22 protein-coding genes and 1 pseudogene are annotated in these 25230 nt (G+C 41.6%); 16 read left to right on the top strand and 7 right to left on the bottom strand.

The window, feature by feature from the left end; all coding sequences use genetic code 11:
* The first annotated feature begins 8 nt into the window (after window positions 1-8).
* On the top strand, window positions 9-926 hold the full coding sequence (gene prpB, locus M1D81_RS09925) for a methylisocitrate lyase (protein WP_024422673.1): 918 nt from the start codon (window positions 9-11) through the stop codon (window positions 924-926).
* 232 nt (window positions 927-1158) lie between these two features.
* Here prpB and M1D81_RS09920 read toward each other — a convergent pair whose 3' ends face one another.
* Together M1D81_RS09920 and M1D81_RS09915 are read right to left on the bottom strand one after the other, a co-directional pair.
* Complete coding sequence (locus M1D81_RS09920) at window positions 1159-1821, bottom strand: lysozyme family protein (RefSeq protein WP_456267023.1); 663 nt, start codon at window positions 1819-1821, stop codon at window positions 1159-1161.
* A gap of 97 nt (window positions 1822-1918) precedes the next feature.
* On the bottom strand, window positions 1919-3244 hold the full coding sequence (locus M1D81_RS09915; protein ID WP_456267024.1) for an APC family permease: 1326 nt from the start codon (window positions 3242-3244) through the stop codon (window positions 1919-1921).
* 173 nt (window positions 3245-3417) lie between these two features.
* On the opposite strand from M1D81_RS09915, the gene czrA reads away from it, so the two are divergent.
* Window positions 3418-3747, top strand: a complete 330-nt coding sequence (gene czrA / locus M1D81_RS09910) for a Zn(II)-responsive metalloregulatory transcriptional repressor CzrA (protein WP_024422670.1) — start codon at window positions 3418-3420, stop codon at window positions 3745-3747.
* Window positions 3748-3779: 32 nt separating this feature from the next.
* On the opposite strand, the gene M1D81_RS09905 is transcribed toward czrA, so the two are convergent.
* Window positions 3780-4304 carry a mother cell-specific membrane sporulation protein gene (locus M1D81_RS09905; protein WP_456267025.1) on the bottom strand — a complete coding sequence of 175 codons (525 nt, stop codon included), beginning with the start codon at window positions 4302-4304 and terminating at the stop codon, window positions 3780-3782.
* Window positions 4305-4422: 118 nt separating this feature from the next.
* Between M1D81_RS09905 and M1D81_RS09900 the strand changes: the two genes are divergently transcribed.
* The 7 genes from M1D81_RS09900 to M1D81_RS09870 all read left to right on the top strand — a co-directional run bounded on the left by M1D81_RS09900 (window position 4423) and on the right by M1D81_RS09870 (window position 10434).
* Window positions 4423-5355 carry a helix-turn-helix transcriptional regulator gene (locus M1D81_RS09900; protein ID WP_456267026.1) on the top strand — a complete coding sequence of 311 codons (933 nt, stop codon included), beginning with the start codon at window positions 4423-4425 and terminating at the stop codon, window positions 5353-5355.
* 54 nt (window positions 5356-5409) lie between these two features.
* Window positions 5410-5883, top strand: a complete 474-nt coding sequence (locus tag M1D81_RS09895) for a GyrI-like domain-containing protein (RefSeq protein WP_456267027.1) — start codon at window positions 5410-5412, stop codon at window positions 5881-5883.
* 36 nt (window positions 5884-5919) lie between these two features.
* The gene (locus M1D81_RS09890) at window positions 5920-6639 is read left to right on the top strand and encodes an MBL fold metallo-hydrolase (protein WP_456267028.1); all 720 of its coding nucleotides are present in this window, start codon (window positions 5920-5922) and stop codon (window positions 6637-6639) included.
* A 3-nt stretch (window positions 6640-6642) separates the two neighbouring features.
* Window positions 6643-7215, top strand: coding sequence for a TetR/AcrR family transcriptional regulator (locus M1D81_RS09885; protein ID WP_456267029.1), 573 nt, complete (start codon window positions 6643-6645; stop codon window positions 7213-7215).
* Between the two features lie 148 nt (window positions 7216-7363).
* Window positions 7364-8245, top strand: coding sequence for a hypothetical protein (locus tag M1D81_RS09880; protein WP_208946506.1), 882 nt, complete (start codon window positions 7364-7366; stop codon window positions 8243-8245).
* Window positions 8208-8816, top strand: coding sequence for a DUF4166 domain-containing protein (locus M1D81_RS09875; RefSeq protein ID WP_456267030.1), 609 nt, complete (start codon window positions 8208-8210; stop codon window positions 8814-8816). The genes M1D81_RS09880 and M1D81_RS09875 overlap by 38 nt, the downstream gene beginning before the upstream one ends.
* Complete coding sequence (locus tag M1D81_RS09870; RefSeq protein ID WP_456267134.1) at window positions 8809-10434, top strand: YndJ family protein; 1626 nt, start codon at window positions 8809-8811, stop codon at window positions 10432-10434. Before M1D81_RS09875 ends, M1D81_RS09870 begins: the two co-directional genes overlap by 8 nt.
* On the opposite strand, the gene M1D81_RS09865 is transcribed toward M1D81_RS09870, so the two are convergent.
* Window positions 10431-10910 (bottom strand): site-2 protease family protein, encoded by a 480-nt coding sequence (locus M1D81_RS09865; RefSeq protein ID WP_456267031.1) that lies wholly within the window; start codon window positions 10908-10910, stop codon window positions 10431-10433. The genes M1D81_RS09870 and M1D81_RS09865 overlap by 4 nt on opposite strands.
* Window positions 10911-11153: 243 nt before the next feature.
* On the opposite strand from M1D81_RS09865, the gene csaA reads away from it, so the two are divergent.
* From csaA to M1D81_RS09845, 4 genes are all read left to right on the top strand, one after another.
* Complete coding sequence (gene csaA / locus M1D81_RS09860; protein ID WP_041109443.1) at window positions 11154-11486, top strand: chaperone CsaA; 333 nt, start codon at window positions 11154-11156, stop codon at window positions 11484-11486.
* A 299-nt stretch (window positions 11487-11785) separates the two neighbouring features.
* Entirely contained in the window at window positions 11786-13141 is a 1356-nt protein-coding gene (locus M1D81_RS09855) for an IS1182-like element ISBpu1 family transposase (protein WP_456265168.1), read from the top strand.
* A gap of 584 nt (window positions 13142-13725) precedes the next feature.
* On the top strand, window positions 13726-15117 hold the full coding sequence (locus M1D81_RS09850; RefSeq protein WP_456267032.1) for an MFS transporter: 1392 nt from the start codon (window positions 13726-13728) through the stop codon (window positions 15115-15117).
* 24 nt (window positions 15118-15141) lie between these two features.
* Window positions 15142-16749, top strand: a complete 1608-nt coding sequence (locus tag M1D81_RS09845; protein ID WP_456267033.1) for a glycoside hydrolase family 43 protein — start codon at window positions 15142-15144, stop codon at window positions 16747-16749.
* A 46-nt stretch (window positions 16750-16795) separates the two neighbouring features.
* Here M1D81_RS09845 and M1D81_RS09840 read toward each other — a convergent pair.
* Window positions 16796-17957 (bottom strand): annotated as a pseudogene (locus M1D81_RS09840) (ROK family protein).
* Between the two features lie 210 nt (window positions 17958-18167).
* Between M1D81_RS09840 and xylA the strand changes: the two are divergent.
* The 3 genes from xylA to M1D81_RS09825 all read left to right on the top strand — a co-directional run bounded on the left by xylA (window position 18168) and on the right by M1D81_RS09825 (window position 21811).
* Complete coding sequence (gene xylA / locus M1D81_RS09835) at window positions 18168-19505, top strand: xylose isomerase (protein ID WP_456267035.1); 1338 nt, start codon at window positions 18168-18170, stop codon at window positions 19503-19505.
* Window positions 19506-19540: 35 nt separating this feature from the next.
* The gene (gene xylB, locus M1D81_RS09830) at window positions 19541-21040 is read left to right on the top strand and encodes a xylulokinase (protein ID WP_456267036.1); all 1500 of its coding nucleotides are present in this window, start codon (window positions 19541-19543) and stop codon (window positions 21038-21040) included.
* 87 nt (window positions 21041-21127) lie between these two features.
* On the top strand, window positions 21128-21811 hold the full coding sequence (locus tag M1D81_RS09825) for a glycoside hydrolase family 11 protein (RefSeq protein WP_024422656.1): 684 nt from the start codon (window positions 21128-21130) through the stop codon (window positions 21809-21811).
* A 67-nt stretch (window positions 21812-21878) separates the two neighbouring features.
* On the opposite strand, the gene M1D81_RS09820 is transcribed toward M1D81_RS09825, so the two are convergent.
* Window positions 21879-23041 (bottom strand): IS3 family transposase gene (locus tag M1D81_RS09820; protein ID WP_456265149.1). Its coding sequence is split into 2 segments (ribosomal slippage): window positions 21879-22765 and window positions 22765-23041, totalling 1164 coding nucleotides; the frame shifts between segments, so codons are not numbered across the junction.
* A gap of 104 nt (window positions 23042-23145) precedes the next feature.
* Window positions 23146-25188: a molybdopterin oxidoreductase family protein gene (locus tag M1D81_RS09815; protein ID WP_456267037.1), complete on the bottom strand. Its 2043-nt coding sequence runs from the start codon at window positions 25186-25188 to the stop codon at window positions 23146-23148.
* Window positions 25189-25230 lie beyond the last annotated feature (42 nt).

Below are 25230 nucleotides of genomic sequence, written 5' to 3'. Positions count from 1 at the left end.
GAGCTAGCGTGTGGATCGTGAATGAAGAAAGAAGTCAGGCTGATTTAGCCGCAGCCTTTAAAGAACAAATGAACAAATCAGCTTTATTTCAAATTCCAGGCGTTCACGATGGAATGTCTGCGCTCTATGCGAAAAAAATGGGCTTTCAAGGGCTCTATTTATCAGGTGCCGCTTTTTGTGCCAGCAAAGGACTGCCAGACCTCGGCATGATCCATTCAACAGAAATGGCAGAAAAAGCGAAGGAAATTATTCGAGCTTCCCAGCTGCCGCTTTTGGTCGATATGGACACAGGTTATGGCGGTGTTTTAAATGCAGCAAGAGCGGCAAAAGAAATGGTTGAAAGTAAGGTGGCAGCTGTTCAAATTGAAGATCAGCAAATGCCGAAAAAATGCGGGCATTTAAATGGGAAATCACTCGTTCCAGTAGAAGAAATGGTCGCAAAAATCAAAGCCATCAAACAAGCGGCACCAACGCTTTTGGTGATTGCAAGAACCGATGCAAAGTCCGTAAATGGAATGGAGGATGTCATCCGCCGGGCCAATCTTTACGTAGAAGCAGGAGCGGACGCTATTTTTCCTGAGGCACTCATCACAGCAGAGGACTTCACGCATGCGTCAAACCATATTAAAGGTCCGCTCCTTGCAAACATGACGGAGTTTGGCAAGACGCCTTATTATCATGCAGATGAATTTTCTATATTTGGCTTTCAAATGGTCATTTACCCTGTGTCATCACTTAGAGTTGCTGCAAAAGCGTATGAGCGTTTATTTACAGAAATCATGGAAAAGGGAACGCAGCAGGGGATACTTGGGGATATGCAAACGAGAAAAGAGCTGTATGAAACGATTCATTATGATGAATATGAGGAAATGGACCAGCATTTAGCAAAAACGATTCTCCCGGAAATCGGGAAAGAACAGCGGTAAAATGAAAAGCATTTCCTTTACGGAAGTGCTTCAGCGTGTAGACAACCCCTCGCATTCGTTGTCAGTCCTGCGCGCTGGTGCTCACGAATGTCAATTCGCTCCGCAAAAGTAGCTGTCCTTCCTAGACTGCAAAGGTTTTCTATCACGCTGAAAAAAGACAAAGGGCTAAAATAAAGATTATTTTAGCCCTTTGACAACAATCTGAAACACTTCCTTGACGGAAGTGCTTTTTTTACGATGATGGTGAGGATGAAGAAGCCAATTTCATCTTTTCTTCAACTGTTTTCGTTTTTTCTTTTACTTTTTCAGCGTAAGTGAAATCACCGTAGCAATACGGATAGCGGAAGTTATCTTTATTGCCGCCGCACGTATAGACCTTGGGGTTTCGTTTCACTTGCTTTTTGGAGTATTGCTTTGCCAATTTCTCGGAATGTTTTCCCCCGTTTTTTGCAACAAAATCAATATAGCCGATTCCCATGTTATAGCTTTGAATAATGGTTTCCAAATCAACGCCTTTTTTCTTCCCATGCTTGTACATAGTCGAAAAATGATGGACTCCTTGTTTAATGCTTTTCTCAGGGTCATTGATTTCATTTCGTTTCAAACCAAGAGATTCAGAGGCTTGCATTGGATCTCCGCCTCTGCCTTTTGATTCTTGATACATCATACCGAGGATTAACCCGGTATACTGATCTAAATCTTGATCTCTTAACTCTGTTTCTACAAGCGGTTTGTAATCATCCAATCTCGACAAAACAACTGATTCCGTATCAATCGGCAGCTTTTTTAACTCCTTTTGATTAAAGGAAAAGATAATGGCTGCTAATACGAAAACAAAGAGAAAAATCGTGAAACAGCCTGAAATGGCAAAACATCCTGTTTTTTTCTTTTTCAAGGTCAGTTCACCCCTGTTTTGCCCCGCTTTTAAAAGGGAAGTACAGCCTTTTCATTATGCCATATCCTGTGCAGGATACCAAGTGAAAACCTTATAATCAATCATATCCAAACGTAAATTCGGGTCTTGTTTTCAGCCTGAAGCAAAAATAAACAAAACCGATAATCAGCCAAATCATGCCAATGATTAATGCATTTGTACTGATGCTCGTTAACAGCCAAATGCAAAACGCTGTCCCGCATAGAGGGATCACTGCATATCTCAATGTATTCAGTACACCTCTTTGTTTTTGTCTGACGAAATAGTACGCAAAAACAGACAAATTCACAAAGGTAAATCCAATTAACGCGCCGAAGCTGATAAAGGAATAAATGACTTCAAGTTCGCCAACGACTGCGGTTAAAGAGAAAGCTCCGATTAATAAAATATTAAAAACAGGGGTTTTTAATTTCGGATGAATATACCCGAAGAAACGCTTTGGTAACGATTGATCTCTTCCCATTGCATATAAAAGCCTTGCTGCACTCGCATGTGACGATAAGGAGGAAGAAATGACAGCGACCATTGTGCCGGCTAAAAAGAACGAGTGGAGAAATGCGCCGCCCACAAATTCTGCAATTTCAAGTGAGGCTGCATCAGGATGTTTGAACTGCTGAAAATTTGGAAACACCTGCTGCAAAAAATAAGATGTCAAAGTAAACAGTACGCCTCCAATCGCAACTGTTAAGAAAATGGCAAGCGGAATCGTCTTTTTGGGTTTAAGGGTCTCCTCAGACATAGTCGAAATGGCATCAAATCCCAGAAAGGAGAAACATAAAATGGTCGCTCCTGAAAAAATAAGCGCTGGATCTAAGCTCGCTGAATAAAAAGGCCGGGCTGACAATAACTCTCCACTGCCAGCGTTTTGCGTGAGCCCATAAATAACAAACCCAACAAAGGTGACGGCGACAATGACCTGAAACGTCACAAACAGCGCCGTAATGTTGGCTGTAAGCCGTATACCGATGACATTGACAGTCGTTATGGCGATAGCAAGTATGATGATCCAAATGTAATGAGGTACATCAGGAAAGGCTGCGGTTAAATAAGCACTTCCGATTGCAAAATTCACCATAGGCAAAAATAAATAATCCAGTAAAAGTGTCCAGCCCACAAGGAAGCCGACATGAGGATGAATACTTTTTTGCGCATATGTATAAGCAGATCCTGCTTTTGGAAAAGCCTTCACCATATTCCCATAGCTAAGCGCTGTCAATAGTAATGCAAGTAACGTAAATATATAAGCTGCAGCTACGTGTCCTTTCGTCAGCTGAGCAACAATGCCGTATGAATCAAATACGACAAGTGGATCCATATAAGCAAGCCCGATCACAACAAGTGGAAAGACAGTCAGGCTGCGTTTTAGTTTTGGCTCTTCAGTCAATTTGCCTATCAGCTCCTCTAAAAATGAATAAATAATGCTCATTTTAAAAAGAATGCTACCAAGTGTCAATGCTATTTGAATAAATCTTTTTTCTAAAGTGTGCCCGCTTTGCACGCCGGACGTTTTAGTATATGATTAAGTCGTGATTTGACTAACAAGAAAGGTGAAGCGAAATGAAGGAAGAACTGAATACAAATCAAGAACAGGAACGGATGGAGCTGGATGAAGAAAGTTTATTTCTTGTCTCCCAAACGTTTAAAGCCTTATCTGATCCGACACGTATTCGTATTCTGCACCTCTTGTCTCAAGGTGAATACTCGGTAAATGATATCGCGGAAACGCTGAATCTCATGCAATCAACAGTTTCTCATCAGCTGCGTTTTTTAAAAAACCTTCGTCTCGTGAAATCTAGACGAGCAGGGACATCGATTTTTTACAGTCCTGAAGATCAGCATGTGATGGAAGTACTTGAACAAATGATTCATCATGCACAGCATGACTGATAAAAACCTTCCTACTCATATAGGAAGGTTTTTTACGCATGATGCATACGTGATGATTGTTTACCTGCTTTCATCATTTGATAAGAAAAAACAACATAGTAAGCAGCTAACAGAAAAAAGCTGAGCATGGTCATGGCATCATCACTCACAATATGCTGATACAGTTCAACGACACCAATCTTTGTGAGCGAATGGTTCGTCAGCTCACCCAGCTTAAAACTAAGTCGAGATAAAAATAAGCATAAAATGAAGCTTTCAATCCATTTACTCGTTTTCACATAAAGACGGCCATTTTCTTCTTTCATGCGGATCGTCTCATAGGCATGAACGGCCAGACTGCTTCCAAAGAGCATACCAATAGCGGCATAGATGAAAATGCTGTGATTTTGCCAGCCTTCTAATAAGAGAATAAGGGCAGTGAGTCCAAATACATACATTCTCATCAAAAGACTGATCGGGCGCACAATCTGATAGCGCCGCATTCGATTCATTCGAAAGACGATGCAGATCAGCAAAATGCTCCCAATTATGAATAACTGCCACACGTGATGTGTCATGATGCAACCTCCTCCTGCATGTGCAGGGATGTAAACGAATGCTGGCTGTTCCTTATCTTTACCATTCTTTCATTTTTTATCAAATCAAAACCCATAATTATGAAAAAGGGGAAAAGGCATGAAAATCGATCGTATTTTGTCTATTGTGATGCTGCTCATTAGCAAAAAGCAAGTACAAGCGAAAGACCTTGCTGAACTTCACGAAGTGAGCGTGAGGACGATTTATCGCGATATTGAGACCATCAATCAAGCCGGTATTCCTGTTGTGACAACACAAGGAGCAGGTGGAGGTATTTCACTTGTTGACGACTATCGTTTAGAGAAAAAATTATTTACCGATGATGACATTGAGCTTATTTTAACTGCCCTTGAAAGCATGACGAGTGCATACTCCTTTAAAGAAAGTGAACATGTACTGAAAAAAATCAAATCTCTCATTCCGCCACAAAGCGATGAAAGCGAGAAACAGCACCATGTCTTTATTGATTTAAGCTCATGGGGGAAAGACAGCCAGGCAGAAAAGAAGCTTCAGCTGATCCATACCGCTGTCTCCGCGCATCAATTCATCCAGTTCACTTATCGAAACGCAAAAGGTGAAACACTTCCACGTAAAGTGGAGCCTTATACGCTAGTCTTAAAAGGAAGGCATTGGTACTTGTATGCGTTTTGTTGTGTGAAACATGATTTTCGTCTATTCAAGCTGACCAGAATGACAGACCTCATCACCATTTCAGCATATTTCAGGCCGAAAAGAATCAAAAATGAAGAGAAGCCTTGGAATGACTCTTGGCATGAAGAACCTTCAGTCACAACCCTCACGCTCAGGTTAACGGAAGCATCAGTTGGCAAAGTGAAGGAATGGGTGGATGAGAACGAATTGATCATATGTTCAGACGGGACCTATCTGGCAGCATTGACTGTGCCGCAAGATGATTGGCTGCACAGTTTCCTATTCCATTTAGGACCGGACGTCGACATTGTTTCACCTCAGCACATCAAGGAAGCATTTGATCTCCAATTAAAACAATTTATGAAGCGATTAGAAACTTGACACACCGTTGTCAGGTTTCTTTTTATATGATGGGAGAAAAGGAGATGAGAATGTATGTACGATATCGTCACATTAGAGAAACAATGGATCAAAGGGTTGTCTGTTCGAACAACAAATGAAATAGAGAAAACAAAAGAGCGGAAGATTGCACCGCTCTGGCAGGATTTTTTTGCGCAGCAGCTACATGGGGGACAAGCTCCAGTCATAGGGCTGTATTCAGATTATGAAAAAGATGAACATGGTTCTTATTTATTTACAGCGGGGCAATTCGCGGATCAGCAGATCGAACATGTAAAAAAGATTCCTGCGTCCACCTACGCAAGATTTCAAACGAGAAAAGGACCGATCGAAGAGGTCGTGCTTGAAACATGGCACAGGATTTGGACGTGGGATCAGCGTCAATACCGCACTTATACAGGTGATTTTGAATGGTATGATGAAAGATCTATTGATCCAAAAGAAGCGCAAATTGATATTTATATTGCGGTTGATGAAAAAATGATTGCTAAAACTAATGCTATTAGTTAATATAAAACTAACGATATTAGTTTTAGGAGGGCAATCATGAGATTAACAACTTTTGACCGTCTGCACCAGCTTACATTGATGCCGCGATTATTTCCGGTAAATTGCTATGTCTTTGAGGAAGAAGAAGGACTCATCTTAATTGATGCTGCTTTAAAAATGGCGGCGAACTCGATCATCGAATTTGCCCGTAAAAAGAACAAACCCATTCATAAGATTATTCTCACTCATAGTCATATGGATCATATCGGCGCATTAGATGAGGTGAAGAAGGCTTTTCCAGAGGCAGTCGTCTATTTATCAAAACGTGATGCACGCCTTTTTGAAGGGGACTTTTCCTTGCTCCCTGATGAACCCCAGCAAAAAATCAAAGGTAGTTTTATGAAAAATATTCATACAAAACCAGATGTGCTTGTCGAAGAAGGAGATGAGATTGGGATGCTCAAAGTGATTGCAACACCAGGGCATACACCTGGAAGCATTTCTTTATACGATGAAAAGTCAGGAGTTGTCATTGCAGGGGATGCACTTGTGACAAAAGGCGGATTATCGGTTACGGGTGAGTTTCGGTGGAGCTTCCCGTTCCCTGCATTTGCCACATGGGATGCAGCATCCGCATTAAAAAGCGCTGAAAAATTACTAGCGCTGCGCATATCCTGTCTTGCTGCAGGACATGGTGATCTTGTTATAGAGCCTCATGAAAAGCTTCAAGCTGCCGTTAAAAAAAGACAGCACCAGCTAAAAAAAGGAGGGCAGTAAACCGTGTCTCCAAGAATGGGAATTACACAAGAAAAAATTATGGATACAGCGGCTGCATTTGTTGATGAAGAGGGTTTCTCCGCTTTGACTATTGCTACATTGTCTAAAAGGCTGAATATCAGGCCGCCTTCTCTTTACAATCACGTATCCGGCCTTCATGAGATTCAGGCAGCACTTGCAGTAAAGGGGCTGTCCATGCTTTGTGAGGAAGGGATGCAAGTCACAGAGGGACTAGAAAAAGAAGAAGCTGTTTTAGCCTTTGCCAGACAATATGTGCAATTTGTCCGAGAACACCCCGGTCTTTATGAAGCTGCCTTTTCACATATGAACGAAAAAGAAGTACGCCTTGCAGCAGATCGCCTTGTTCAGTTTGTTCAATCCATTATGTCACGCTTTGGTGTAAAAGAAGAAGAAATGACGCATGTCGTCAGAGGACTGAGAAGCTTACTGCACGGCTTCGGTGATATTTCTAATAAAAAGGGATTTCAACGAAAAGAACAGCTTGAAGAAAGTGTGAGCTATGCGGTTCGGCTCTATATCACAGGTGTATTGCAAAAAGAAGATCTGTCTATTTGACAGGTCTTTTTTTATAGCAAAACGATATCATAAAGGAGTGTCCCTCTGGCACAATTTTTTAGCGAGAAAAACGAATAAAGATTTGACAGTTTTGTGAAACATGGTATGCTTATTATGTGAAATAATTCACATAGAGGAGTAGAGGCAGATGAAAAGAAAGCCTGTTTATGTGGAAACAACCATTCATGCACCTTTAGAGAAAGTATGGGAATATACGCAAAATCCAAAGCTTCATGAACAGTGGGATTTGCGCTTTTCAACCATTTCATTAAATGGACCCCAAGATGAACAGCCCCAAACTTTTTTGTATGAAAAGCATCTTGGATTTGGGGTAAGTGTCACAGGGACAGGAGCATATCGAACTAGAATGATGGATGAACGGAATGAACGGGCATCCTCGCTTAAATTCAAATCGTCACACCCATTGTCTTTTATCAAAGAAGGCGGCGGCTATTGGAAATATGTGAAAACGAACGATCATATTGTGTTTCAAACGCAATTTGATTATGAACCGAAAGAAGGAAAAGGATGGGCGTGGGCAGATCGATTTCTTTTTCGCCCGATGATGGGGTTTATGACGGCCTTTAGTTTTGGCGCACTAAAGACGTGGCTTGAAAAGGGTACGCACCCTCGGTTGTTACTGGAGAGAACACTTGCCCATTATGGAATTTGTTTGCTGTTTGCCATCGTCTGGCTATGCCAAGCGGTTATCCCTTTTTCACATTCTGCTTTTGATCATAGTACCGGATTTCGGTTGTTTTATGCCCTTATAGGCGTATCATGGCTGATACCTAAGCTATCAAAGAAATATTTGTTCATTCTTCAAAGTGTGTTTCTGCTGCTGATGCTTTGTATCGGGATCCTATCCCCCCAAACGACACTCCATGAGCCGCTTGTGATGAGTGCATTTTTGATTCTATCTATTGCAGGAATGATTAATTTAAAAGATTGTTTAGATGTATTTTCGATCAAACGAAAAAGGGGAGGTAGACATGGTCGTTCATCGTCATCAAGTAAAGGATTACGATAAGCTTCATCCAAAATTAAAAAAGAGATACAACCGTGCGTTTACCGCAGAAGGCACTATGGAGGAAATAGGCGGCGGAACGAGGCTCATTCGATTTTTCTTCAAAATTGGTCCACTGTTTCGCTGTTTTTTCCCTGAGAGAGGAAAAAACATTCCTTTCCGGATTGTGAATAAACCCTTTATGACAAATAAGGGAGAGGAAGGCATGCACTGGTTTCGTACGTTTTATTTTCCAAAGAAGGAACGGCACTTTGATGCAGATATGATCATTGATCAGAAGAGTCATAAAGTACTAGACTATTTTGGAAAGCCTAGACTTCTTATGTCAGAGCTTCATTTTACAGTAACAAAGCATGGGTTCCTTCACATTCAATCCGGCCGGCAGAAGCTGCTCATGTTAGGACGTGAGTGGCCGCTGCCTTCATGGCTTTACGGTGTGTCAGATGTCACAGAAGGCTACGAGGAGCACGCGGGTGAGTATACCATTGATGTGCATGTGAAAAACCGATTGTTTGGGACCCTTTTTACATATAAAGGCCGGTTTACTGAAAGGGTGATGTCTCATGATGAATAAATGGCATTTGATATCAAGCCTCGTCTTCATGTACTGTTTTATCACCACCCGCTTGATGACAGGTCCGGTCGCAGAGTTATTTGTACTGATAGCCATTCTGTTTTTCCTACCTGCAGTTTTGGCCTTTTTTGTGAAGGAAGAGAGGGAGAGTAAGCCGGGGATACTGCTCTGCTTTTTAATGAAAGCCTTTCCATTAGCTGCTCTTTGTGCAACGGCTGCATTCATCTATCATTCTGCCTTTTTTGCATCGGGATGGTTTTTGTATACGATTCTTTTGGCGTTATATGGCTGTACTCGTTTGCTGAAAAGGGGATTCTTTCCGCTTCATGAATTGATCATCGATGGTGCATGGATGTATCTCGCTTTAGGAGGGCTTTGGTTTTGGCTGTACACGGCAGATATACAGGTGATGACCTTTTCACCAATCATCGTGGTTTTGACTGCTATTCATTTTCATTACTCGGCTTTTTTTATCCCGCTTTTCTATGGATTATTAGGGAGACAGCGAGAAAAAGAGACAGCTTTATACAAAGCGGCTGGCTGGGCGATTTTGCTGTCGCCTGTGATGATTGCTGTTGGGATTAGCTTCTCCCGTCTATTTGATACGTTCAGCGTCACGCTATATGTCATTGCACTCTACTTGTACGGTATTCTTTGTATGAAAACAAGGTTTCGATCGGCTGTGGCAAAAGTGCTGATTGTGTTTTCTAGCTGCGTCTTAATGGGAACGATCGTGCTATCTCTTCTTTATTCCGCTGGCATGCTCATGCGCGTGACCTATATCAGTATTGATCAAATGATTTGGTTTCATGGCAGTATTAATGCCCTTTTTGTTATTTTACCAGGTTTGATTGGATGGCTGATCGAAGGACCAAAGGATCAATTGAAGCAGAAGGACTTTCCGATATCAAGAGTGCATGGCCGTTTTCATTTGATCTCTTTTCAAAAAGAAAGAATGCATGATCAAGAGAACCTCGGTTTAGTCGATTCACTTGATGATTTAAATGGAACGACATTTTCAGCTGATAGGGTGTCACCTGTGATTCGAAGGTTTTATGAGAATCCGGCGGCCTTTACGTTAAAAGCAGCAGTCTGTTTTCATTGGTGGGTGAGGCCGTTTGTTTTTTTACTTCAGCCAGTTTTTAAGAAAATAGGCCAGCTCTATTTGGGGACATCTCGTATCCCGTATGAAATGAAGGGGCGTCTGACTACATTTCAACATCCTAAAGAAGGGCGAAAGAATGTCAGGGCGTGGATTCGTTATAACGAAAAAGGGGAGCAGGTTTTTTTTGCACTTTATGCTCATCATCACGATGCAGCTGCGGGCTATATGAATATTGCGCTGCCGCTTCCTTATTCTCAGCTGACCGCCATTTTAAAACCTTTTAATGAAAAGGAAGACTTTCTCTTAAAAAGTGCATGTCCAAAAGGCAGTACCGGTGACGAAGGGTTGTATTTGCATACACCTTTTATCACCATGAAACTGCCAATGGAAGAAAGCTTTCATATGAATCCGGAGACAGATAAAAGTCTCACAGCGGTTCATCAAATGAAGCTATTCGGTATTCCCTTTTTAACGATTCATTATCAAATTGACAGCGGGAATCCTTCCTGTTAGTCAATGATGTCACATGGTTCACCGTGCCGAATGATATTCACAATTGCTTGCCCATCACTGGGATGGTGATCTGCATACTGGACTGGCAGCAGTGCAAAAAATACATAGTAGATTGAGAAGTAAGCAAATTGATAGAAAAATTGATGTTCTGGCAGGATATCATTGGCGATCATCGTATTCAGTATGAGAACACTGAGCAGGTTGCATAATGATCCGCCTAGGTAGACAAGAATGTGCGAGAATCGGTTATTTTTCCTCATTTCTTCATAATGGCAAAATGCATCTAGAAAATAGATTCGTCTAATTTCAACAACGCCTATTTTCAATACTTTTTTGCCTCTGCCAAGAGCAAAAGAAACCTTTGCGCCAAACATCCATGCGACCATAATATGGCCAAGCTGATGCAAGATGGCGACAATTGGAAGAATGACGAAAAACGACCAGCAAAATGTCCACATATCCGATAATGTAAACAAGTGTTAACCCCTCCCCAATATATTTGGGAGGAAGCAGTAGGATTATTTGCCATTTTACTGAATTCATTTTCAGGATGCAAATATTTAATACACGACAATAAATTTATTATGCAAACTAAAAAAGGGTTTTGTGTTGAATCGGCTTTTTGACTCACTTTTTTACGAAATGAATGTGCTACAATGAAAAAAACATAGATGACTCTAGTAAATGAACCTACCCTTGAATGAAGAGGAGAGAATCAGATGGCAGATATTGAACAGTTTTTGGCGTTAGATATTCGTGTAGGGACGATCATTGAAGCAGAATTCTTTGCAGAGGCAAGAGTACCTGCATTGAAACTCAAGATTGATTTTGGTGAAGAGATTGGTCTAAAGCAATCCAGTGCTCAGCTGACAAAACGTTATACGGCTGAGAGTCTCACTGGCAGACAAATCGTAGCAGTCGTCAATTTTCCTCCAAGAAGAATTGCAGGGTTCAAATCAGAAGTGCTTGTCTTAGGGGGCATGCCGTCAAAAGAAGACGTAGTTTTACTAGCCACAGATGAGCCTGTTGAAAATGGAACAAAAATAGGATAAGAAAAAAGACATCTTCCTGAGAAGATGTCTCAGATTGTTGACAAAGGGCTAAAATGATCTTGATTTTAGCCCTTTGTCTTCTTTTCAGCGTGATAGAAAACCTTTGCAGTCTAGGAAGGGCGAGCACCGGAGCGGAGCGAATATGTTATTCGTGAGCACCAGCGCACAGGACTGACAAAGAATGCGAGGGTTTGTCTACACGTTGAAACCGCTCAATAAATGAGCGGTTTCAGCTTGTAGACAAAGTCTACAAGCTTTTTTGTATAATAAGGATATTAACATTTCTGTGGGGGATGAACATGTTATCGAAACGTGAAGAAGAAAGAAGAAATCAATTAGAAGTAGTGGCATTAGATGAATTAGTGCCTGAAGATCATCTTGTACGGAAAATAGATCAAGCAATCGATTTTGACTTCGTTTATGATCTTGTCAAAGATCATTATAGTTCCGACAATGGCAGACCAAGTGTGGACCCCGTTGTTCTCATTAAAATGGTTTTGATCCAATATCTATTTGGCATTCGCTCCATGCGTCAAACGATTAAAGAAATTGAAACCAATGTGGCTTATCGTTGGTTTATTGGGTATGGATTTTCGGAGAAAATTCCGCACTTTTCTACCTTCGGTAAAAACTACGTGAGACGTTTTCACGATACAGATTTATTCGAACAAATTTTTTATCGAATCTTAAGAGAAGCGATGAAAAAAGGCCTCGTTGACCCTTCTGTCGCCTTCATTGATTCAACACATGTCAAAGCGAATGCCAATAAGAAAAAACTTGAAAAGAAAATCGTTCGAGTTGAGACGAGAAGTTATCAAAATCAGCTTCATGAGGAAATTAATATTGATCGTGAAGAACATGGAAAAAAGCCTTTACCCCTTCAGAATAAAGAAGAAATAAAAGAAATCAAGGTCAGTACAACTGACCCAGAGAGTGGCTACTATGTAAAGGATGAACGTGAAAAGTCATTTGCTTATTCATTTCATACAGCTTGTGATTCAAAAGGATTTATTCTAGGATCACTGGTCACAGGTGGCAATGTTCATGATAGTCGTATGTTAGATTCACTCGTATCAAAGGTGACAGAGAAAATCGGAAAACCAAATGTAGTCGCAGTAGATGCTGGATATAAAACACCTTACATCGCTAAGTTTTTAATGGATCAAGAGATAAGACCAGTCATGCCTTACACTCGTCCAAAAACAAAAGCTGGTTATTTGAAAAAGAATGAATACGTGTATGATGCATATTTTGATTGTTACATTTGCCCCAACGGGCAAATTCTCTCCTATCGTACAACGACTAGAGAAGGCTATAAGCAATATGCGTCCGACTCAGAAGTATGTAAGTCCTGCTCGTTTTTAGATAACTGTACACAAAGTCAAAATCATACCAAACAAATTCATCGGCATATTTGGCAGGATTACCTAGATGAAGCAGACAACCTAAGACTCACTGAAATAAATAAGAGCATCTATGCAAAACGGAAAGAAACAATTGAACGCGTTTTTGCGGATGCCAAAGAAAAGCATGGTATGCGTTGGACGAAACTTCGTGGACTAAAAAAAGTTTCAATGCAAGCGATGCTTACTTTCGCTGCCATGAACCTTAAAAAGCTAGCAAACTGGACATGGAAAGGACCATGTCCAGCGTAAAACACATGATATTTTTATCAAAAAATGTGAAAACCCCACTTTTACTTTAAGTAAAGGAGGGGTTTGTCTACGGTCTGAAACATCTTCCTGAGAAGATGTCTTTTGCGTATTGAGGCGGAATAACCACACGCCACATTCGTGTGTGTCTCAAGGAGACATGTTACCCGACTTACACAATTCAGCTCATCGCTTGATTAATATAGCATGAGGTGATCGGAATTGCAACCATTAAATGATTTACTTCAGTTTTTCACGTCATTTCAGCAGAAAAATGACAAGAAATCAATTATTTGGATTATTTTTTCAAAAAATATTGAAAAGTCAGATCAGATTTTATAAAATGAATTCATCTTAGTTTGTTTAGTCGATAAACTAAGATGAATTCCAAGTAATGATTCGACCATTAAAGGGGATGATTCCATTATTCAAATCATTTGCTGTGTATGTGGGCTAAGCTGAAAAGATTAGATGTTCAGCTTCATTTTTACAACAAATTGAAAGCGCTTTATATTCCTTGCATTGACTGCTGCTGCCCTCCATCATCTGTTCATTAGAAGAGGCTAAGAGAAGAAGGGAGAAAGCTCATGGTAAGTGAGAATTTAAAAAAGGTTCGTATGTCTGAAAAAGTGGGATATGCTTCAGGAGATTTCGCATGTAACTTAATTTATGCAACTGTCTCTACGTATCTATTATTTTTTTATACAGATGTGTATGGTTTATCAGCGGCGGCAGCAGGAACGATGTTTTTAGTTGTCCGCGCCATTGATGCGCTTGCAGATCCGTTTATTGGTGCATTGGTGGATCGAACGAACAGCCGTTTTGGCAGGTTCAGACCTTACTTGTTATTCGGTGCGTTTCCTTTTGTGGTACTTGCTATCCTTTGCTTTACAACACCTGATCTTTCTGAAATGGGTAAACTCGTTTATGCCTACATCACGTATGTTGGTTTATCGCTTACATACACATTCATCAATGTTCCTTATGGTGCTTTAACATCCGCAATGACAAGAAATAACCAAGAGGTTGTCAGTATTACGTCTGTTCGTATGCTTTTTGCTAATCTCGGAGGTCTAGTTGTTGCTTTTTTTGTTCCTTTTCTTGCGACTTTTTTGAGCGGTAAAACAGGAAATACAGCCCTCGGCTGGCAGATGACGATGGCTTTTCTCGGCGTTCTTGGCGGTGCATTACTTATTTTCTGTTTTAAAAGCACGAATGAACGTGTCACGCTTCAAAAGCCGGAGGAAAAAATTAAGTTCAGTGATATCTTTGTGCAATTACGTGTGAATCGTCCGCTTGTTGTATTAAGCATTTTCTTTATTATTATTTTTGGCGTGAACTCGATCAGTAACTCTGTTGGGATCTATTATGTGACGTATAACCTCGGCAGAGAAGATTTAGTGAAATGGTACGGACTCATTGGCAGTCTGCCAGCTTTAATGGTGCTGCCGTTTATTCCAAAACTGCACAAGCTGTTAGGAAAGAAAAAGCTGCTGAATTATTCATTGTTGCTGAATATCGTAGGTCTTCTTGCATTACTTGTGATACCGCCGAGTCAAATCACTTTAATACTGATTTTTAGGCTCGTTGCAGCTGCAGGAAGTATTACAGCCGGTGCTTACATGTGGGCGCTCATTCCTGAAACCGTTGAATATGGCGAATATAAAACAGGGAAAAGGATGGGCGGGCTCATCTATGCCATCATCGGATTTTTCTTTAAATTTGGGATGGCATTAGGCGGGATTGTGCCAGGGCTTGTACTCGATCGCTTTGGCTATGTTGCGAATCAAATGCAATCACCAGAAGCTTTACTTGGCATTTTAATCACGACAACGGTGATTCCTGTATGCTTACTGATTTTAGCGATGGTGGATATTAATTTTTATAACCTAGACGAAGAAAAACATAAAAAAGTCGTACGGGAGCTTGAGAATAGAGACAAAGTGTATATCGATCATATGGACGATTTTAAAATGTAGGTCTCTGAAAGAGGGGGAAGTTCAATGAAGATTACCAACCCAGTGCTCAAAGGGTTTAATCCTGATCCAAGTATTTGCCGTGTAGGAGAAGATTATTATATGGCCGTTTCTACATTTGAATGGTTTCCAGGGGTGCAAATTTATCATTCAAAGGATCTCGTCCATTGGCGTCTTGCTGCGCGTCCATTGCAAAAAACGTCGCAGCTGGATATGAAGGGGAATCCTGACTCTGGCGGGGTATGGGCGCCGTGCTTAAGCTATGCCGATGGGCAGTTTTGGCTTATTTATTCAGATATCAAAGTAGTGGATGGCCCATTTAAAGACGGTCATAATTATTTGGTCACGGCAAGTGAGGTGGACGGCGATTGGAGTGAACCGATCCGGCTCAACAGCTCCGGCTTTGATCCATCTTTATTTCATGATCACAGCGGGAAGAAATACGTCTTAAATATGCTGTGGGATCATAGGGAAAAGCATCATTCCTTTGCAGGTATTGCCTTGCAGGAATATAGTGTGGCGGAAAAGAAGCTCATCGGTCAAAGGAAGGTCATTTTTAAAGGCACGCCGATTAAACTGACAGAAGCACCGCATCTGTATCACATCGGTGACTACTACTATTTATTAACGGCAGAAGGAGGTACCAGGTATGAGCATGCAGCAACGATCGCCCGGTCCCCGCATATTGAAGGGCCTTATGAGGTTCATCCTGATAACCCGATTTTAAGTGCTTTCCACGCGCCTGAACATCCGCTTCAAAAATGCGGGCATGCTTCAATCGTTCAAACGCATACAAATGAATGGTATCTCGCTCATCTCACTGGCCGCCCGATTCAGTCAAGTAAGGAATCTATTTTTCAACAGAGAGGGTGGTGTCCTTTAGGAAGAGAAACAGCGATCCAAAAGCTTGAATGGAAGGATGGCTGGCCTTATGTTGTAGGCGGAAAAGAGGGGACGCTAGAGGTTGAAGCGCCAAAGATCGAAGAAAAGGTTTTTGCACCAACCTATCATACAGTCGATGAATTTAAAGAATCAACACTAAATAGACATTTCCAAACATTAAGAATTCCGTTTACCGATCAGATTGGTTCGTTAACGGAGAAACCTCAGCATTTAAGGTTATTCGGCCGCGAATCTTTAACGTCTAAGTTTACCCAAGCATTTGTTGCAAGACGCTGGCAAAGCTTTTATTTTGAAGCAGAGACAGCTGTTTCGTTCTTCCCAGAAAACTTTCAGCAAGCCGCTGGTCTTGTGAATTATTATAATACGGAAAACTGGACAGCACTCCAGGTGACATATGATGAGGAACTTGGCCGCACGCTTGAACTATCTGTCTGTGAAAACCTTGCCTTTTCTCAGCCATTGGCACATAAAATTATCATTCCTGACGAGGTCACTTATGTCTATTTAAAAGTGACCGTTCGAAAAGAGACGTATAAATATTCTTATTCATTTGATCAGAAAGAGTGGAAGGAAATTGATGTACTGCTAGATTCCATCCATTTATCCGATGATTTCATTCGAGGTGGGGGGTTTTTTACAGGGGCATTTGTCGGTATGCAGTGCCAAGATACGAGCGGCGAGCGTCTTCCTGCTGATTTTCGCTATTTTCGCTATGAGGAAACAGATGAATAAAAAAGACAACTCGCTACGAGCTGCCTCTTTTTGAATAATATATAGATCATGTTGTGAGGGTAACATTTTGCAGAAACGCTTCTATGACAAGAGATGTCATCCCCAATACTGGTGCATTGTGTCCTAATGATGAAGGGAGCAGCTCTACATGTGAGCTGAATTGCGTATCCATTCGCGAGGATACCTCCTCCTCAATCACATGTAGAACCGCCTGATGTGATTCGATCACTTTGTTTCTTAAAATAATGGCTTGCGGGTTAAAGGTATGCAGGACGTTTGTGAGACCGACGCCAAGGTAAAAACCCAAAGTTGCGCAGGGCATTGAGCGTTTTCATATCATTTAACTTGGCCAGCTGTTCAAGGTCTTGATGGGTGATGTGCTGATCATCTGTTTGAAGAGACTGAAACAAGGCCTTCTCAGAAGCATACAATTCCCAGCACCCACGGTTTCCGCAGCTGCATGTCGGTCCGTTAAAATCGATCGTCATATGTCCCATTTCACCAGAAAAGCCATACGCTCCTCTGTATAAATGATGATTGATGATGATGCCGATCCCGATGCCAGTACCGATGCTTGCATAGATCAAATGGTCATAATGTTTAGCGGCACCAAAGATTTTTTCACCATATGCACCGGCATTTGCTTCATTTTCAATGAAAATCGGTACTTGGAATGTGTCTTGGAGCGTGGTTTTCAGATCAACATTTTTCCATTTGGAATGCGGCGTAAACACGATTTGTTCACCTGCATTCACTAAACCATGTATGCATAGGCCAATACCAATGAGCCCGTATGGAGAAGAGGGCATTTGTGAGATGAGCTGCTGTATTAATTCAATTAATTTACGTATCGTCACCTCAGGAGAGCTGGGTGGGAGCTTGATCTGCTCTTCGTAAAGAATGGACCCTTCAAGGTCAGTTAATATGCCATTGACGTAATCAACGCCGACATCGATTCCGATGGAGCAGCCAGCACGTTTATTAAACATCAGTAAAACCGGTCTTCTCCCGCCGCTAGACTCACCTTGACCGATTTCATAGACAAGATGTTCTTTCATTAACGTACTTACTTGAGAGGAAACAGTCGATTTATTTAATCCAGTGCGTTCAGATAATTTTGCTCTCGAAATGGGCGCATGCTGGAGAATTTCTTTTAATAATAGTTTTTGATTTATTTTTTTGACAAAGTTCTGATCAGCGATATCCACGTTATCCACTCCATTTGTTTCGTCTTTAGATTAAGTTGAGAAGAGCTGCTTTTTTCAGCATGTATTCAGTAAGATAGATGATTTTAACTTTATTATAACGAAAATATTTCTAAAAAACTAAAAAATATGGAAAATTCAAAGTGATTTTCTCATAGATTGATCATTAGTTTGTTGGATCAACTTACAAAGTGGACTCAGGAGGAATGAAGAATGGCTAATTCAAATATGAAAACGTTATACAGCTTAGAAGGGATCGGCAAAATTCAATATGAAGGAAAACAATCAAAAAATCCACTCGCCTTTCAATACTATAATCCAAGCGAAGTGATTGGCGGAAAAACAATGAAAGACCACCTGCGTTTTTCAGTCGCTTATTGGCATACATTAACTGCTGATGGAACAGACATGTTTGGAACTGGCACGATGCAAAGAGCGTGGGATTCCTATAGCGGAATGGATTTAGCAAAAGCTAGATTGGAAGTCGCTTTTCAGCTTTTTGACCTATTGGATGTTCCGTATTTTTCATTCCATGACCGTGACATCGCGCCAGAGGGGGAGACGCTTCAAGAGACCAATCAACAATTAGACATCATTTTAGAAAGAATGAAAGAATACATGAAGCAAAGCGGAGTAAAGCTGCTGTGGAACACAGCCAATATGTTCAAGCACCCTAGATTTGTTCACGGCGCTGCGACATCTTGTCATGCAGATGTCTTTGCCTATGCGGCCGCACAGGTCAAAAAAGGCATTGAAACCGCCAAAGAACTCGGTGCAGAAAATTATGTTTTCTGGGGTGGACGAGAAGGGTACGATACGCTGCTCAATACAGACATGAAAAGAGAGCTTGATCACATGGCGGCTTTCTTGCATATGGCTGTTGATTATGCAAAAGAAATTGGGTACACTGGTCAATTTTTAATTGAGCCAAAGCCAAAAGAGCCAACCACGCATCAATACGACACAGATGCAGCGACATCCATCGCCTTTTTAAAACAATACGGATTAGACTCACATTTTAAATTAAATATCGAGGCCAATCATGCGACACTGGCGGGTCATACGTTTGAGCACGAATTACGGGTCGCAAGAATTCATGGGCTGCTCGGTTCTGTTGATGCAAACCAAGGCAATTCGCTTCTTGGATGGGATACAGATGAATTTCCAACCGATCTGTATGCGACAACTCTTGCCATGTATGAAATTTTGCAAAATGGCGGGCTAGGGTCTGGCGGTCTTAATTTTGATGCAAAAGTGAGAAGAGCTTCCTTTGAACTTGAAGATATTTTATATGCCCATATTGCCGGGATGGATGCGTTTGCAAAAGGATTGCGGGTCGCTCATAGACTCATAGAAGACCGTGTGTTTGAAGATGTGATAAAGCACCGGTATCGCAGCTTTTCTGAAGGAATTGGACGTGACATTTCAGAAGGGAAGGCAAACTTTCATACATTAGAAGAATATGCGCTGAAACATCCTTTGATCAGAAACGAATCGGGAAGAGAGGAACAGCTGAAAGCCCGTTTAAATCAATACTTGTTAGAAGATTAATTGAAGGGGCTGATCTGTTTTGAAGGAGTGAAAACATGAAATATGTGATGGGAATTGATCTTGGAACGAGCGGGGTTAAGGCGATATTAGTGGATGAAAGCGGGAAGGTGTGCTGCGAAGCCTCTAAGCCGTACCGCCTCATTCAAGAGAAGCCTGGATATTGTGAGCAGCACCCCGAGGATTGGGTAAAGCAGACAATGGCTGTGATGAAGGAACTGATGGCAAAGCAGTCTGTTCAGTCAAGACAAGTTGAAGGCATCAGCTTTTCCGGCCAGATGCATGGATTAGTTCTATTAAATGAATCTCGCGAAGTGCTCCGCCCTGCAATTTTATGGAATGATACACGAACGACAGCACAATGTGCACACATGACAAAAAAGCTGGGAGACCGGCTGCAAAAGATCACAAAAAACCAGGCGTTAGAAGGATTCACACTGCCAAAATTATTATGGGTAAAGGAACATGAACCACATATTGATCAGCAAATCGACCTGTTTTTACTCCCAAAAGACTATGTCAGATTTCGTTTAACTGGCGCTGTCCATATGGATTATTCTGATGCGGCTGGCACTTTGCTGTTAAATATCGGTGAACAGATGTGGAGTGAGGAGATTTGTCAAGCATTTGATATTCCTCTTCATATTTGTCCGCCGCTTGTTACATCAGAGGCGGAGGTTGGTACACTTTTGCCGCACATTGCACGTGATGTTGGGATGAAAGAAGGCGCGAAGGTTTTTGCCGGCGGGGCAGATAATGCTTGCGGAGCAATTGGTGCTGGCATCTTGTCCTCTGACCGCACGTTATGCAGCATCGGCACATCTGGGGTCATTCTCTCCTACGAAGAGGATCATGAAAGGGAGCTTCAAGGGAATTTGCATTTGTTTCATCATGCAAAAAAAGACGCTTTTTACACAATGGGTGTCACCCTTTCCGCAGGATATAGTCTTAACTGGGCAAAACACTTACTGGCTCCTGAGGAATCGTTCCAATCACTTTTAGAAGGTGCGGCTCATGTAGCGCCAGGAGCGAAAGGATTGCTCTTTACTCCCTATTTAGTCGGGGAAAGAACACCTCATGCGGATTCGATCATTCGCGGCAGCTTGATTGGATTAGACAGCAGGCATGAAAGGGCACATGTTGTCAGAGCTGTGTTAGAGGGAATTACCTTTTCGCTAAATGAATCTATCGCATTATTCCGGCAAGCAGGAAAAAACATAGATTCTATTGTGTCCATTGGCGGCGGTGCGAGAAGCCGGACTTGGCTTCAAATGCAAGCAGACATTTTTCAGGCTGAAGTCATCAAGTTAGACAATGAACAAGGGCCTGCTATAGGTGCAGCCATGCTTGCTGCGGTTGGCTGCGGATGGTATCCGTCACTTGAAGTATGTGCACATCAGTTGATCCATCAAGCTGCCGTTTATGAGCCAAATCAGCTGCTCGCAGAAGTATATGCCGATCTATTTCATTTGTATCAAAGGATTTATACACAAACAAAAGACATCCATGCCGGGTTAAATCAGTATCGTTCCATCTAACAGAAAGGTCTGTATGAAAGGAGGTGATGGGTTTTTCATCTTAGGGATGACAGAACAATACGGATGAAAAAAGGAGAGGGATGGAAAATGAATTTGAAAAGATTGAGGCTGTTGTTTGTGATGTGTATTGGATTTGTGCTGACACTCACGGCTGTGCCGGCTCATGCGGAAACGATTTATGATAATAGAATAGGCACACACAGCGGATACGATTTTGAATTATGGAAGGATTACGGAAATACCTCGATGACACTCAATAACGGCGGGGCATTTAGTGCAAGCTGGAACAATATCGGAAATGCCTTATTTCGAAAAGGAAAGAAGTTTGATTCCACTAAAACTCATCATCAACTTGGCAACATCTCCATCAACTACAACGCAGCCTTTAACCCAGGCGGGAATTCCTATTTATGTGTCTATGGCTGGACACAATCTCCATTAGCTGAATACTACATTGTTGAGTCATGGGGCACATATCGTCCAACAGGAACGTATAAAGGATCATTTTATGCCGATGGAGGCACATATGACATATATGAAACGCTCCGTGTCAATCAGCCTTCTATCATTGGAGACGCTACCTTCAAACAATATTGGAGTGTACGTCAAACAAAACGCACAAGCGGAACGGTCTCCGTCAGTGAGCATTTTAAAAAATGGGAAAGCTTAGGCATGCCAATGGGAAAAATGTATGAAACAGCATTAACTGTAGAAGGCTACCGAAGCAACGGAAGTGCGAATGTCATGACGAATCAGCTGATGATTCGATAAAAGCATATGAAAAAAGCCAGCAAAATAGACTGACATAGCAGATTGAGACACAAATAAAACACCCTTATTAGGTTGCCATGCTACCAAATGTTTTTGGTGCGTGGTAGCCTAATTTTTTTTGGATACGCTCTTCATTATAATACTTGATGTAACGGTCGATTCGTTGCCTGACATCTTTTTCTGATATAGAGTTGAACTTTGTAAACATAAATTCCTCTGATTTTAAGCTGGAATGGAATGATTCAATCACTGCGTTATCCCAACAGTTACCTCGTCTAGACATACTGCTTGTGAGGTTCCTTACCCCCAGCTCCTTTTGATATGCATACGAACTGTATACACTTCCTTGATCTGAATGCACAAGTACACCTTTAGGCGAATTCCTTTTCTCTAAAGCTGCTCTCAATGTGTCCAATATGAGTGATGTCTGTTGGTGATCATCTAGGGTGTAGGCAACAACTTCGTTGTTGTACAAATCCATAATGGTCGAAAGGTAGAGCGTTCTTGGTCCATACTGAATATAAGTAATATCTGTTACCCATTTTAAATTCGGGTGTATTGCGGTGAAGTTTCGATTTAATATATTTGGGGCAATGATGACAGATTCCCCTTTTGATTTCCATTTCCTTTTACGCTTCACACGACATTGAAGATGGTATTTTTGCATGATGCGCTGTATAGTATTTCGGTTTCGTTTGATATCATATTGACGCTGAAGTAGCTTTCGGATCTTACGATGGCCGTACCGGAACGACGTTTCGGTACATAAGGAAATAACAGCCTTCTCCACTTGTGATTTTTTACGTATTCCTTCGGATACCCAACGATAATAGGTCGATCTGGCGACCTGCAAAATACTTAAGACAGACTTTACTGTATATTTCTTCCGTAATCTCTCGATCAAATACAAGGTTACTCCCTTTTCAACTCCTCTACGATCTCCAAATACTTTTTTAGAATTTCATTCTCCATCTTAAGGTGTTCAACCTGCCTATTCACTTTTTCCTCTTTGGATACATTGTCAGGTCCATGCCCGAAGCTATATTGTTTTCCAATTGGCTGATCGAATCGATGTAACTGATTTCCTCGATACCACTTCATCCATGTTTTAATCTGAGATACATTCTTTATATGATATTTATCCATAATTTGTTGATTGGTAAACTGCCCGCTTAATTTATCTTTCACAACCGCCCATTTTATTTCAGCTGAATATTTGTTTTTTTTCATAAAAAATACCCTCCAAATTAGCACTTAGTTTAAGTGTATCACTTGAAGGGTGTTTTTTTATGTCCCATTTGACTAGGTTAGTCTAAAAAATGGCTGGCTTTTTTCTATGATAATTTTTCAACTTCCACTCTGCCAGAAAAGAACGTCGCGCCGCCGCCCATATCTGCCAATCGATCAGGTGTTAATCCATTCACTAAATGCTTCTTGCCTTTTTGATCTGCCCATAATCCTTGACTGACCACAACACCAGATAATACATTTTGACCGACTGACACGACAAGCTCACACTCTCCTCGGTCGTTCAACACACGTACCATGTCACCATCTTCAATTTTTCTTTCCTTTGCATCCTGTTCATTCATGTGAAGCTTCGGAAATTTCTCAAGCTTTTGATGCTTTTCATGAAGTGAGAAGGTGGAATTCAGAAAGTTATGGTTCGGTCCCGGTATAAAGGTAAGCGGATAATCGCTTTCCTGATAAAGGGGCACATAGGTTGGAAGTGCTGGATACCCGTCTTTTTTCATTTGTTCAGAATAAAGCTCAATTTTCCCGCTTGGGGTTTGAAGCTTTAATTCCTGGAAAGGTCCACGTTTCGCTTTGATCCATTTTTTTTCTTTTAATGCTTCGTATGAAATGTCCTCATAATGCGGATTTTCTGGATGATGAAGAGCTTGTTCCATCAGTTCAGCATCTGTCTCGCGGAAGGCTTCATCTTCAAAGCCCATCGCATGGGCAAGCAGGCGGAATACTTCAGTATTGGATTTGCTTTCTCCGTAGCGTTCAATTACGGGCTCCTGAATTTGAATATAATGATGCCAGTATGACGTATAAAAATCCTCGTTTTCAAAGGCTGATGTCGCCGGCAGGACAATGTCTGCATACGCCGCTGTTTCTGTCAGGAATAAATCATGAACCACTGTAAATAAATCCTCTCTCAGCAAACCTTCTCTGACTTTATTCGCTTCAGGTGTCACAACCGCTGGGTTGCACGAGTAGATAAAGAGAGAATCAACGGAAGGCTCTGCGTTTGTCAGCACGCTGCCCAGCTGATTCATATTAAATGATCTAGGCGTGCGTTCTTTTAATAAATTCGGCCGCTGAAGAGCTGTTTCATTATAACTGAGAAAAGAAGAGTTTGATTTCATCGCTCCGCCGCCCTTGTGCAGCCATTGACCAGTCAGGGCAGGGAGGCAGGAAATGGTTCTAATACTCATCCCGCCATTATCATGGTGCTGTAAACCATTCCCAATGCGAATAAGAGAGGGCGATGTCTCAGCGTACATTCTTGCAAGTGTAATGATATCGCCTTTAGGAACACCCGTGATCCGCTCAACTGTGTCTGGATCATACTGCTTTACATGCTCGCGCAGCTCCTTATGGCCGACCGTGTAAGCCTCTAAAAAGGCTTCATCTGTACGTTCCTCTTTAAAAAGGACGTGCATGATGCCAAGGGCAAGTGCACTGTCAGTACCAGGCCGAAGCGGAATGAACCAATCTGCCATCCGGCCGGTTTGGTTCTTGTGAACATCAATTACGACAATCTTCGCTCCTTGCTTTCGTGCTTTTTGTGCCAAGGTGATTTGGTGCATATTTGTCGACACGGCATTGATGCCCCAAAAGATAAATAGTTTCGTATGAATGGTTTCTTCAGGATCTGTCCCAATGCTTGCGCCCATTGTATATTTATAGCCAGTCGTTCCTGCTGACTGACAGATTGTCCGGTCTAACTGACTTGAACCAAGACGATAAAAAAAGCGGCGGTCCATTCCTTCTGCGTTGAGATTGCCCATGTTTCCATAGAAGCTGTAAGGCAGAATGCTTTCTGGTCCTTTTTCTTCGATCAACTTTGTCCATTTTTGCCGAATGGTTTCAATGGCTTCTTCCCACGTAATCGGTGCAAACTGACCTTCGCCTTTTTGGCCAACACGTTTTAAAGGAGTGGTCAGTCTTTTTTCATCATATAAACGGGCTGTGACATTACGCACTTTGTTGCATATATTTCCTTGTGTGACAGGGTGGTCCGGATCTCCCTGCACTTTCACGATCTTTCCATTTTCTTTATGTATTAAAAGACCGCACTGATCCGGGCAGTCTAACGAACAAACTGATTTGAATATTCCGTCTTTCATCGCTGTATAATCGGTCATGTGTTTTCGGCTTCCTTTCTGCATTCCGTTATCACTTTGTAT

The organism is Bacillus sp. JZ105 (assembly GCF_053903125.1).
This window is presented reverse-complemented; position numbering and strand designations above follow the sequence as displayed.